Here is a 13,920-nt window from a genome sequence, read left to right as displayed (position 1 = left end):
TTATCGTTGCTACTTAATGAGGTCCACATCGTCCTTACCACCCTATTAATATTCTTACCAGGCAGTATGGACAAATTCACTATTAAACAGACATCAGCCATTCACTGTAGCGAGGAAGCAAAAAAAAATCGCAACAGGTGTTTTCAAAAAATAGTTGTTTTGATAAGTATGGTAGGTTTTTACCTGGGTCTGTAAATAACAAGAAAATTGATATTGATAAGTGATCCATATGAATCGAATCTGCACAAGCCTAAGGGTAGCTCCTTTATGTTGCTCGTTACGAGTTATTGCCGAAATTCTACTATAATCTCTTCAAACTATCTCCAGCTATAACCCGCGTTCCGGACGCGTGACCGAAAGGCCGCGTCAAGGATTCTTAATTTTGATCCTCGTAATTCCACGAGTGGTTGGTTATTTTTCCTAACGTGTATCCATTTAATTAAAGAGATAATATTGGATCGTATGAATCCTTTGAAGATTGAATATAACAAAATGCACAATCTGTTAAGTTGATGAAAACACATACTGATAGCTTAAAAGTGAATTCTAGCTTGTTTCCTTCACGGAATGATATAAGCCGATTAGCCATCTTGGAATATTATTAATGCTGAAGTGCGGTATGCCGGCATTTAGGACTCGATTGGGACACACAGCAAGAAACAAAATTCCATCCGCCGGTTTGGCGGATGGTCGACTTTTTGCGATTTGGTCATAAAAGTCCTTGCGAAATCAGTCGTTGAAGCGAGAAAGCTTGCCGAAACCCCTCTGCTAGTCAGAAGGACAAAGAGTGGGAACGAAAACAGTTAATTGTGGTTACTCGAGGATCTGTCGCACAACTTTCCGATAGGAGCCAAGCGAAAAGGTAAACTAATTAAAAATCCAGCTTGGGCTCTTAATGAGAAGATATATAATGTTGTAACCGATCGACCAGAGACATCAAAGGTAAGGCTTTTAGCTTCATTGGGAAATTTTGAGAAGGCTTATTTTGGGGAAGAAGTCTGTAATGAGAAACCCTATAACGCAATTTTGAACCTTCAGCAAAATAGCAGTGCATTCAAAAAAGTTGAGTCACTTCTTGAGGCTCTGCTTGATCACAGCAAGGAACCACCTTAGGGGGCTCTTCAATGGATAAGCATTGCTCAATTAGAGGAGTTTGTCTCTGTTTTTACGAGTCAAGATTTAGTTGCGGCCGGAGATGAGATTACGCAGGATGATATTACTTCTAATTAAAAGTTAATTAGTTGAATTTCGTTCTGAGCTGCTATTATAAAACCGGATTTCCTTAACAATAGGGTCCGGTTTTTTCATGTAATAAATTGTTTGGCGAACGTTAGGCCATAAAGCTGTGACGGCTTTTCTTGTTGTTTCACAATAAAGTATATATGTAAATATGAAAATATGTATTTACATACTACATATACTCGGATTACTATAATAATATAAATGAAGGAGGTTTCCGTATGGCTATAGATAAAACAATTAGCTTCAACTTAGACCCCGAGTTAGCTGAAACATTTGAACTGGCGTTAAAACTGAATAAGGACAATTCAGATGATCTATTTACACGTTTGATAATTCAATACGTTTCAGATAGTTTCTCGAAGGCTTCCAAAGCTTTTAGTGTACAACCAACCTTTAGAAATAATTATCTGAACGATGAGGACAGTAATTTTGCGAAAGCTAATCGGAAAATTCCAACTTGGGCTCGTAAACCTCAACAAAATAATCATAGGATAATAAAAGCCTATTTTGAACTCGAGGAAGAAATGGGAACCGTTACAGTTGAAGCATTAGCTGAAAGGTGTAGCAACAAAATTGCTTATCCTGATACATATTCAAGTGATTTCAGAGGGAATTTCGCTCAAATGAAAACCGATGCTAGCAATTCCCATGGTAAGGTCTTTGTTGTGAATAATGACGTTGTTGAAATATGGGGTGAGATAATGAATGTATTAATGGAAAACAAGCATCTATTCATTTTAAGTAAGAGGACGAAAATCACTAACGAGATGGTAGAATTCGCATACACATATGCTAAGAGAGTTTATTCAGGAGAATTAACACGAAATGAAGGGAAGACAGAAGTATCAAAAATCACTGGAATGAATGAGGGTTCTGCACAAGATCTTATTGGTGATTTTTTAGCTATGATGGAAGGTAAGGAATATCGGCGGACAATGAGTAATTATGGAACAGAATATTTTCTGAAAAATATCAAAAATGATTTTGGAGATAATGCTTTTAAATTAGCTCTTGAAGCAACTGAAAAACATATCAAGTATTATAATTCGCTTGGATATGGTCAATTAAAGGAAAAGGAGAACATAGTTAAAAGATTTAGGGAATCAGAATAATCATCCTGCTGTAAAGCACGTATGGAATGAACTCGCCTCCCACAACTTATGGTGTACTAGCTGCACTCCTCCTTCTCGAACAACATTATGTTAATTTGGTATAAACGCATGCGGATAGCGGAAAAACGGCTTCTAGCAGTGCGTTTTTGTTTATTTTCGATTCCATCAAAAACTTGTACTTAACATTTTGATTCTATTGTATAATTTAGTTAAATATTTCGGGTGGGAGGAGTGTTACCCCTGAGACCATCTCAAGGTGCAAATACCGTTCAACCAATCCGTGATCTGGAGAAGATCCGTCAGATAAAAGAACTACTCATACATCGGTCTTACCGGGACTATTTTTTGTTTTTTATGGGGATCAATTCGGGACTAAGGATCAGTGATATTTTGCCTCTGCGTGTGTGGGATGTGAAGTCGGCCATACATCTTAAGGTAAGGGAGAAAAAGACTGGCAACACCCGGCGAATTTTGATGACTGATGCACTCAAAAATGGAATCGAAAAGTATTGCCATTCGATGGCCGACTCGGATTATTTGTTTCCTTCACGGAATGGGGATAAGCCGATTAGCCGCGTGCAAGCCTGGAATATTATTAATGCTGCTTCACGGAATGCTGGCATTCAGGACTCGATTGGGACACATAGCATGAGAAAGACGTTTGGGTTTCATTTTTATCAAAAGTATAAGGACCTGGCTCTGCTTCAACAAATATTTGGCCATTCATCCCAATCTGTGACCATGCGTTATATTGGAATTACAGACGACATGATTGACCAAGCTATGCAAAACTTCTCTTTGTAAGTAAGTTGTATTTAAAAATGGTACAAAATTATCATTATGTCTCCGTAATTGTATTTAAAATGTTAATTATTAATCCTGGGGGTAGATATTGTGTTAGGATTACAGCTCCGTGAAGAATTTAGAAACCGTGTATTAAAAGGAACTGCAATTGATTTCAACCAAGAGGTTAGTGGAAATAAAAATGCAGCTAATTTCTTGGAGATTACATATCCATCCAACGATCTGCTTAAGGCAATTGAGGCAGTCGGTCCAAATCAATCTAGACCTGTTGTCATGATTGGTGAACGAGGACAAGGTAAATCACACTTACTTACTGCACTATATCATACATTAGATGATCCCGAAGCAACAAGGAAGTGGTTAGATAAGTGGTCAAATCAGCTTAATAGAGCAGAGATTTCTGATATTAAATTACGCTCAAAAACGTTTATAATCGCTGAAAGCTTACAGAGACAAAATTTTAAATTTTTGTGGGATCTTATCTTGGAACGCCATCCGCACGGTTCATATATCCGCGGGAAGTGGGAAGGATTAGGCGATAAAAAGACAGATGTATTGGGGTACGATTTATTACTTGAACTTTTAAAGTTACAACCCACTTCAATTATTTTGGATGAATTTCAGACCTGGTATGATGCTTTAACAAATACTAAACAGTTTCCGTGGAAATATTGGGCGTTTAACTTTATTCAGAACCTAACTGAAATTGCAAAAGAATATCCTGAACTGCTTGTTTTGGTATTCTCTGTACGTAATGGTAATTCTGATGCTTTTCAGCAAATTCATCGTGTTAACCCTGTATTGGTCGATTTTAAGGGTGAATATGCAAAACGTGATCGAAAAAGACTATTGCTTCACCGGTTATTTGAGAATAGAGAAAATGTATCTTCGTCTGAGATTTTAGAGAATATAAGTGTTCATCTTAACGAATATAATCGGTTGCTTGAAATAACAGAGTCAGATCGTGAGGCTACACAGGAGGATTTTGTTGAATCATGGCCATTCGCCCCAAACTTTTTACAACTCCTAGAAGACCAGGTATTGATTGCAACAGATGCACAAGAAACAAGAGATTTAATTAAGATTCTTGCGAACCTTTATAAGCAACAAAATCAAAGCACACGTATTATTACTTCAGCTAGTTTCTCAATACAAGAAGAACGCGGTGGTATTACTGCGTTATTAGATTCCGTATCTAATGAATATCATTCTACGTTACGTGAAAAAGCATTACGTAATCTTAAAGCCGTATGGGATGCTGTAAACATGGAACAAGCTCCTCATGCTTCCAATATCATTAGTTCTTTATGGCTACGTTCATTAACCTTAGATAAACTTGCTGGTGGTGAGCGCTCAATTTTACAAGTCGATATTACTCAGGATAAGCGAATAGATGATAATAGTTTCTTGGTAGAAATGAACACTATTGTTGAAAATAGTTTTAATATTCATGAGCTTGGGAATAAGTTTGTTTTCCGTCAAGAAGAAAATCCACAATCAAAGTTATTATCTTTTGCTAGAAACAATCGTATTTTCTCAGATGGATCTGATATGGAGCAATTAGCTAAAGAAATCCGTTACGTGTTGGGTGGCTCCGAAGATGTGTCAAGAAAATATCGAGTAATTGTACTTAGAAGTGATTGGCAAATTACACCATGGGATAGACTAGAGGAAAGCGAACATCCCTCTAATTGGGATAATAGGATTCCAATTGTTGTAATACCCGAAAATTGTGACGAGAAAGACTTAGGAGTATGGCTTTGTAAGCATGTTACTACAAAAAGAAATACTGTAAGGTACTTACTTCCAAGGCAAGGTGTTGAAAATATTTTCTCAAGGTCATCGACAAACGAACTTATCTTTTTTTCAAGAGCGATTCTAAAAGCAAACGAATGGAAGCAAAACGAACCTGAATATAAAGGATTACAACAGAAATATCAAAAGTTACTACATGATCTAATTGATACTTTATTTGATAAATTCGCCGTTCTCAATATTTGGAACTATAGTGATCCTAAAAAATGTGAGTTCGTCATAGAAGCACATCAAGCAAAAGGCAAAAATATTTCAGAGTCAATCGATATAATGATTAGCCGTGATATTTTTATTCAGGAAGACTTTAATGAGCTTGTCGAAATTATGGGTCAAAATAATGATCCTATATCTAAACTGCTATCGGAATTACAGGAACCAAGAGTTGGTGGTAAGGAATGTATAGCTTGGCTCGGAGAAACAGAAGTAAAAGAAAAGATAATACGCCTGTGCGCGAAGGGAAAAATTGCGATAGATCTTCGTGGTATGGAAGTACTTGTTCGTAGAGTAGAAGAAAGTGAGAATGAAGCTTGGAATCGAATGAAGGGGAAGTTAGGGACGGGGAGTCACTTATCCCAAACGTTTATTAAACTCCCTTCATCGATTCCATCATCATCCCATATCAATCCTGCTGGTGGATCCACACATGGACACAATGCTGGTTCTCAGCAAGGGTATACTCCCACCTCTATAGGAGGAACTGGAGGTACTATAATTACCGAGGAAGGAAATGGGCTAGTAGGTGGTAATACCGATGGAGGGACCGGAGCTAGTTGGACACCAACAACCAATATCTTCAAACCAGAAGTTGAAAGCAATATTAAGCATCTTGAAACTGCAGCAACTTCCTCTTTGAATCTTATCGGTAAGATTGAGGGTTGGGGAATTAATCAGATTACTACCGTAAAAGAAGTTACTATTAAAGTAGATCAACTAACAGGAGCTCAGCTACAGAAATTACTAAGAAGTTTACCTGATGGAGTAACTTACGGACTTAGTCTTAACAAGGAGGAAATCTAAATGGTTTCTCCAATATTAGTGAATTCTGTTTTGTTAAATCCTTCTGATATAGCGTGGAGAAATATAATTTCGGAATTGGTACATGTATTTTCAGAACCATATACGGATGCACCAACACAAGAAGTCTTAAGAAGAGAGAAATTTGTTAGTGAACTTGAGACATTGGTTTCAGGTGCTAGCTGGGATCTGTGGAACAGCTTTACTCAAGCTGTTCCTAAAACCAGTGAATTATTAAAGGAGTTTTGGGGCAGTCAGCAAAATGGAAAAGCTATATTTATTATTGATGGATTATCGCTAAGAGAGATGCCGTACTTACTGCAAGAAGCAAGAGAACGAGGTTTTTATATAAATGGTGCTAGAGTGAGCGGTTCAGAATTACCTAGTGAAACAACCACATTTGCAAAAAGCATTGGTTTTACACAACGGTCATTACTAGAGAACAACAGAACTAGTTCAGAACATGTTCTACCAAATGCTACAACGCAGAGTGTCGACTTGCCATGGATTGACTGTGTGGGTTTAATTCGATCAGAACCGAATTGGATTATGTGGCATTCATGCTTTGATGATTTAATTCATTTATATAGTGAACCTGGAAAAGGACTACGTGATCTATTCACAAAGGGTGAACAACATTTCACTTCTGATGATTTTTGGAAGTTAGTAAATAAATTAGCTACCGGAAGACGAGTAGTTATTACCAGTGACCATGGTTATGCAGCAACAGGCGAATATGCTAATGTAAATGAAGAGCAAACGGAATACTTAAGAGCGATTTACAAAAGTCAGAGATTTTCTAAATCCGATGGTGTAGGTAGTCAATGGATTCCACCTATCGATGTTCATCTAGACTCAGATCATGGTAGTTTTCGGTATGTATTAGGAAGAAGAAAATGGAAGAGTTCAGGAGGCTACCCGACACTCGCTCATGGTGGTCTATCTTTCATGGAGACATTTGTTCCGTTTATTGAATTGTCTCTATAAAATCTAAAGGGGTAATAAGATGGCAAAAACCAAAAAGCAGCAATTTGCAGAAAAAATTATTAAACTAGTCGGCGCTGGCAATGAAGTAGAAATAGAGACAGTCGATTTCTCTGACCCAAATCGACCAAAAACCGTATTAGAAGTTGATTTTCCCATACTACCTGTAAACCAGGTTGCTGTAATAGAAGGAAATGCAGGTAAACCTATTTATCAAATGTCAAAATGGTGGGCTAGAAGACGTTCTAGTGTATTTCGTAGCATGCTCCTTGCTGCAACAATGAAAGCACCAGATGATCCTATTAATGCTGCAAAAAGTGTATGGGATGTCTACTATGCTAATCATCAAAAAAATGGAGCGCTTAAACATCTGAAAGTAGCAGACATTTTCATGGGTGGAGGAACTACTTTAGTAGAGGGTTCTCGACTTGGTATGCAGATGTATGGTAACGATTTAAATCCGGTTGCTTGGCTTGTTGTTAAGAATGAACTTGCTAATGTTGATATTGATGAAGTTAAGCGATTATCTGAATATATTGAATTGGAAGTAAAGCCACAAATCATGCCTTATAACGCAGTCGATTGTCCTCGTGGACATCAGGGTAAATGGCTAAAATTTGAATCAATAGATGTCCCAATCAAACCGTATTATGATAATCTTGTAATTATTGAGCCAACCGAAAAGGATCTGAAAAACTTTCAAGAATCTATTAATACTTTTGATGGATGGAAAAAATGGTATCAAGATCGAGGTTACTACTTCGAATTGATGGGCGAACAATTCAATCCATTTCTGCTTAGTAATGAGGAAAGATCATATTACCGTTATTGGGGCCCCGAAATTATTTACACTTTTTGGGCAAAACATGGGCCTTGCCAGTCATCAGGTTGTGGTCACCGAACTCCAATAATGACTACCCCTGTCATATCGGTAAAAGAACTTACTGTAAAAGTGTGGGCGGATTTCTGTTGTGAAAAATGCGGTGAAGTATTTGACATAGAAGAGAAAACAGCGAGAATGGCTCCTTCGGCCCCATTGGTAGTAGCTAAAACAGAAAAGAAATTCTCATCTATAAATATTGAAAATACTTTTGAATGTCCTTCTTGTAAAAACAAACAAAGTTCTAAACTGTTAGACAGAAGAAAACAAATTAGTAAAAAAGTATCACTCACATTACTAGTCCACAAATTATGGACAGCTGGGTTGGCTAACAAAAACTTTCAAGGACAGGAATATGGAGGTTGCTCGGAAGATTCAATTGAATCAACTATTTTCTGGAATAATGATAGAGCTAAACTACTTAGACTTATTGAAGTAAGGGGAACTCTCCCAAAACAGATCGTTTGTCCTGATACAGGAATTACAATCGAAACAGGTTCAGAATCTGGTTCAAATAAAGGAAAAGGTAAATTTGTGTGTGCAGCATGCGGTATGCAACAGCAATTTACCAAGTCTTTAACACAATCTGAAAAAGATGCACCTATAGCCCACTATGCAATTCATGGATATTGCCCTACATGTGATCACAATAAAGAGATATATAATGGTAGATTTTTCGATAAAGGAGATACAAAGCCTTTAAATTACGCATTAGTAGAATGGAGAAAAAGAAAAGACAACGATCTTATTAATTACTGGCCAGAAAGCAAAATTCCATTCGGTCATGAAACACATCAACGTCAGGATTTTGATAGTCACGGTTATTCTCATTGGTGGAAGATGTTTAATTATAGACAATTGCTAATACTTAGCCAGTTATTAAAATCGATAATCAATACTAATAAATATTCTAATGAGGTTCGAGAGTTACTGTTAGGATCATTTCAACAATATACTCGTAATCAAAATACTTTTTGTATTTGGAATGCGCAACGAGATACTCCTGAACCACATTTTAGTAATAATAATTATTATCCAAAGAGTAACTTTGTTGAGAATAGTGTTTTTTCTGATCTAGGAAGAGGGAATTGGAATTCATCAATAAGCGCCTTGTTAGAAGGAATGGAGTGGAAGTTAGATCCTTATGAACTAATATCCAAAGATCATCTAAATAAGCTTGATTCTGAATTGGCTGAAACAATAAAGTCTAAAAGTATAAAAATAAAAACTCGTGATCCTGTAATAAATAGTGCAGTAATTACAAATGGATCATCAACTGCATTAAGTTATGCTGATGGGAGTATTGATCTTATTATTACGGATCCTCCTTTTGGTGACAATGTGCAATATTCTGAACTTTCAGATTTTTTCTACGTTTGGCTTGAGAAGGCTTTAAATAATCAGTACCCAAATATATATAACTCTTTATATGTCCCAAAAGCTTTGGAAGCAGTTTCAAATAGAGCTAGGCATCCCGGGGATGCAGATGACTTTTATAAGAGATTACTAACCGAATGCTGGAAAGAAGCTGAACGAATTTTAAAGCCGGGCGGAATACTAGCTTTCACATTCCATCACAGCGAAGATGAACCATGGGTTGCAGTATTGGAAAGTTTGTTCGATGCTGGATTTTATTTGGAGGCTACTTATCCAATTCGTAGTGATGAGTCCAAAGGTGAAAATGCCGAGTTTGGTTCAAAGAAAATAGAATATGATATAATCCACGTTTGCCGTAAACGGACATTTGAACCAGAGTCCATTAGCTGGGCTAGATTGCGCAGACAAATGCTTAAAGATATTCGTCAGATTCAATCTTTGCTAGAAAATCACTTGCAATCTGGGTTAACTGAATCAGATCTGCAAGTAGTTAAACGCGGAAAGGCATTGGAGTATTTCTCTAAGCATTACGGAAAGGTATTCGTTGGAGATGGACGCGAATTTACCGTTCGTGAAGCTCTGATCGGCATTAATCAATTATTAAATGACGAAAATGACTCAAATGTAGAGCCACCTCCTGTTGAAGCCGAGGTTTTAACGCGGCAATTTCTAAGGATATTTAATAAGACTTTATCTATACAGCGAAATGAAATGCAGAACTACTTACGAGGTACTGGGGTTTCATCGGATGAATTTGAAGATAAAATGTGGTGTAAAGAATCAAATCGGATTTTTGAAATGACTTCTCCTCTTGAATTTTCGCGAGAGTGGAAAGAGAAGACTCGTAAAAGTGTGTCATTTGATTTGGATCAAGTATTATTTCTGATTGGGGCATGCTTTGAGAACAGTGGTATTAATGTTACAGAGGCATTGTCGATACCTGATTTTAACATTCATCCTCCAGTAATTTCATTACTTGATTGGTTTAAACGTAATGGAGGGAACTCTGAAATAAAAAATGCTGCCATTAAGGCACATCGAATCTGTGTGTCTTTTATTGAACGTCATCCAGATAGAGCTCCGAAGCAGCTAGATTTGTTCGATTTGGACTAGGGGGGGTATAATCAATGGCTGGCGTCATAAGTGGAAGCACTTGGACCCGCAGAGGCATCTCGCTTCTATGGGCTTCAGGAGAGCTTAGTGATATTTGTGAAGTAAATCAGGTGCAAAGTGTCAGACAGTTTCTTAATTATTATCAATCAGGGTGGCCCGAAGAATTACTTTCTGCAGATGGATACGCTATGGTCGTTGCTGGTTTAGACACAATATTGGATTCGATGGATCCGGAGAATCTAAATGAGTGGCTAGAAAAAATATTTTATCAGGCATTGCTTTCATTTCAGCAAACGTATGAAGGGCAATGTGGATTAATATTTTGGTTGCCAGAAGGCCAGAAACGAATTGTTCAAAATATAACGGATGATTTGTTCTATTGGAAACTCAGTGGTGAATATCATGGTCAATCCATTCCGTTAAGCAGATGTCTGTGGAATGGTGCTGCAGCAGATGCAAAATTAATAACAAAGAATTCATATACACATGATGTTACAAGTCGGGATTGTGTAGGGTTGTTCCATCCAAGAATTTCTTAGAGCGGGTGATCAAATTTAATGTTTAAACTTGGACAACGTATTATACATGCTGAACACGGTGAAGGTATTGTTATAAGCCTCCCTTCAGATGGGTTTGTACAAGTTTTTTTTAGTACAGGCGAAAGGCGTGTTCCCACTCTTAATATCAGAACAATTATTAGTAGATCAGATCAAATACTTCAACATGTCAAACCAGGTCGTACTAGAGCAAAAAGGGCGTGGCTTTCATACCAAGCCTATCGGTTACCGTTATTGGACAGTGCAGTAGCACTCACCTCTGCCAAAATAGATTTATTACCTCATCAAGTAGTACTTACACACCATATTGCAACAGCAACACCGAGAAGATTTTTGATTGCTGATGAAGTAGGGTTAGGTAAAACTATTGAGACAGCCTTGGTTTTACGTGAATTGGCTAGCCGCGGCGAATTAAAGCGAGCAATTATGATAGTGCCTGCGGGGCTTGTGAATAACTGGCATCGAGAGTTAAATGAAGTATTTCATTTGGACTTTGAGGTGTTTGGTAGCGATGGAGACGTGACAGATCGAAGATCAAATGCTTTTGCTAAGCATGACCGTCTCATCGCGAGTATTGATACACTTAAACGTAAGAGTAGAATAAAGAATTTATTAGAAGCACCAATATGGGATTTAGTTGTATTTGATGAGGCACATCACTTGACAGCTTATAAAAATGGTGGAAAAGTCAAAAAAACAGAAAACTATAAGTTAGCAGAAACAATGAAAAACTTGTCTCGCGATTTAATGTTACTTTCTGCCACACCTCATCAAGGTGACAACTATCGCTTCTGGATGTTGATTCAATTATTAAACCCAACATTGTTTAATACAGTAGATGATATGTTAGAGCATCGTCATCGTTTAAATGAATTAGTAATTAGAAGGACCAAGGCAGATGCATGCCGACCAGATGGTACTACATTATTTGCAAGACGCTGGGTACACACAGAGTCATTTGTAATGTCTGACTCGGAAAGGGAATTCTATAAGGAATTAGTAGAGTACCTGGCTGATGGCTTTGCTCTTGCCAATAGGCAGGGTGGAAGAAATAGGGCATTAGGTTTTGTAATGACCATATTTCAAAAAATAGCTGCCTCAAGTTTTTCAGCAGTTCAACGTACTCTAAGAAGACGCTTATTAGCATTAACCATTCAAGAAGGGGTTTTACATGATGCTAACCTAGACATTGAGGCAAGGGAACAAGCCTATAGGGAAGCAAGAGAAATCATTAGAATCGAATATAATCTTGGTGACGATCGTCTATCAGATATTGAAGTTGATCAAATCCTTGCAGATTACAAGCGAAAAATAATGCGGAAAATGGATGAAGAAGATTTATTGAATGCTTCAAGCGATCATTCAAATGAAGTTGATTTAGCTAATGCAGAAGAAACTGTAATTACATCTATAAAGTATGCATTACCTGAAGAGAGAATGAGAATAAAGAAATTGCTATGTCGTTTTCCGGATGAACAAGAAACGAAGGTCAAAAAGCTTATTTCTGCTCTAGGTGTTTTATGGCGTAATAATTCCGACGAAAAAATAGTTATCTTTGCGACATATTTGGGAACAGTAGAGTTGTTGAGTGAAGAAATAGAACGTTACTATCCTGGACAAGGTGTTACTGTATTGCGTGGGGGAGACCACGGAGCCAAATTAGCTGCTGAAAGGCGCTTTAAACGTGCAGATGGACCTAAAGTATTAATCTCAACAGCTGCTGGTCGGGAAGGTATTAATATGCAGTTTGCACGTATCCTTTTCAATTTTGATTTGCCTTGGAACCCGATGGACGTAGAACAAAGAATTGGTCGTATTCATAGATACGGACAAAAACATACAGCGCAGGTGTATAACCTAGTCTTATCAGATACACTCGAAGGAAAAATATTTCTCTTGTTAGACGATAAACTCAAAGAGATAGCTAGGACACTTGGTAAAGTAGATGAGCAAGGGAATGTAGCAGAAGATCTTCAATCGCAGATTTTAGGGCAACTTTCTGAACGAGTTAATTATGAGAGCCTTTATAAGAATGCTTTAAGTGATCCTGAACTGAAAAGAACTAAGTATGAATTAGATATTGCAATGGCTAACGCTTTAGAGGCTCGAAAAGTGGTGTTTGAATTATTTCAAGATTTAAATGGATTTAGTCTGGATAACTATAAACCATTTTCAAATATTGAGGATGGTTTAGAGCAAATCGAAATGTTTATTAGGGAAGCTGTTACTATTGAAGGCGGCGAATACCGAAAGAAATCAGATGATCTTATTGAGATTTCTACAAATTCAGGATTATCATCAATAATCTTTACAACAGACCGTGAGTCATATATTGAGGATGACAAGGTAGAGTTATTGGGGATTGATCATCCACTTATTGCAAACTATATTGCTCAATATCAAGGTTTAGATCCAGATCAAATTGGTATTCAAGTACAAGCAAATGATTCTACATCTGGCGTAGTCTCAATTTGGCATGTAGAAGCTCAAGGAGCTAAAAAGGAAACCAAGACTTATGTCATGCCACTTTCTTCAAGTCTTGATGGGAACAGAATACCTCAATGGGAGAAAAACGTTGGCGACTTATTTCACCTGCCTAATTATTCTGGTAATTCTGAGTTTTTTAACCGACAAACCATTCTTAAAGAGACCTTTGAACCGATGCTTCAGCGTGAGTTAGTTCATAGAGGAATTGTTTCGGAAAATAAAGACTATGTGACAAAGTTAATAGGATGGATTGAAGTAATTAATAATGAATAAACCATTACCTCAAAAATTTAAAAAATGTTTATTAGTGTCATAATCATCATTATGTGATCATACAAACTGCCGCGGTGCACATTATAGTATCATCTGAATTTTATATATAGAAACCCAGAATCATTTTATGATGTTGGGTTTCTTTTACAAGCTGAAATTAAATGTAGGTTTTTGCTTAATGATAAGGTTGTCTGTTGTTTAGATAACGATCGTTTTTTAGACTTTATATACATCAGTATAAAATACCCCAGATTGGTCAATG

The 13,920-nt window shown here is 37.1% G+C and carries 7 protein-coding genes; all 7 read left to right on the top strand.

Annotated elements, in window-relative coordinates; genetic code table 11:
* Positions 1-1,460 precede the first annotated feature (1,460 nt).
* Positions 1,461-2,354, top strand: a complete 894-nt coding sequence (locus tag RCO25_RS30290) for a hypothetical protein (RefSeq protein ID WP_308999804.1) — start codon at positions 1,461-1,463, stop codon at positions 2,352-2,354.
* 240 nt (positions 2,355-2,594) lie between these two features.
* Entirely contained in the window at positions 2,595-3,158 is a 564-nt protein-coding gene (locus tag RCO25_RS30285; RefSeq protein WP_308999809.1) for a site-specific integrase, read from the top strand.
* Between the two features lie 90 nt (positions 3,159-3,248).
* Positions 3,249-5,990 (top strand): DUF499 domain-containing protein, encoded by a 2,742-nt coding sequence (locus RCO25_RS30280; protein WP_308999803.1) that lies wholly within the window; start codon positions 3,249-3,251, stop codon positions 5,988-5,990.
* Positions 5,991-6,974 carry a hypothetical protein gene (locus RCO25_RS30275; protein ID WP_308999802.1) on the top strand — a complete coding sequence of 328 codons (984 nt, stop codon included), beginning with the start codon at positions 5,991-5,993 and terminating at the stop codon, positions 6,972-6,974.
* Positions 6,975-6,993: 19 nt separating this feature from the next.
* Positions 6,994-10,341, top strand: a complete 3,348-nt coding sequence (locus RCO25_RS30270; RefSeq protein WP_308999801.1) for a DUF1156 domain-containing protein — start codon at positions 6,994-6,996, stop codon at positions 10,339-10,341.
* 14 nt (positions 10,342-10,355) lie between these two features.
* Entirely contained in the window at positions 10,356-10,880 is a 525-nt protein-coding gene (locus RCO25_RS30265) for a hypothetical protein (protein WP_308999800.1), read from the top strand.
* Positions 10,881-10,898: 18 nt separating this feature from the next.
* The gene (locus tag RCO25_RS30260) at positions 10,899-13,658 is read left to right on the top strand and encodes a DEAD/DEAH box helicase (RefSeq protein ID WP_308999799.1); all 2,760 of its coding nucleotides are present in this window, start codon (positions 10,899-10,901) and stop codon (positions 13,656-13,658) included.
* Positions 13,659-13,920: the final 262 nt, after the last annotated feature.

Source organism: Paenibacillus sp. LHD-38 (assembly GCF_031157315.1).
In the GTDB taxonomy this organism is placed as follows: Bacteria; Bacillota; Bacilli; order Paenibacillales; family Paenibacillaceae; genus Pristimantibacillus.
Note: the sequence above shows the minus strand (reverse complement) of the source record. Positions and strands in the feature narration are given on the sequence as shown.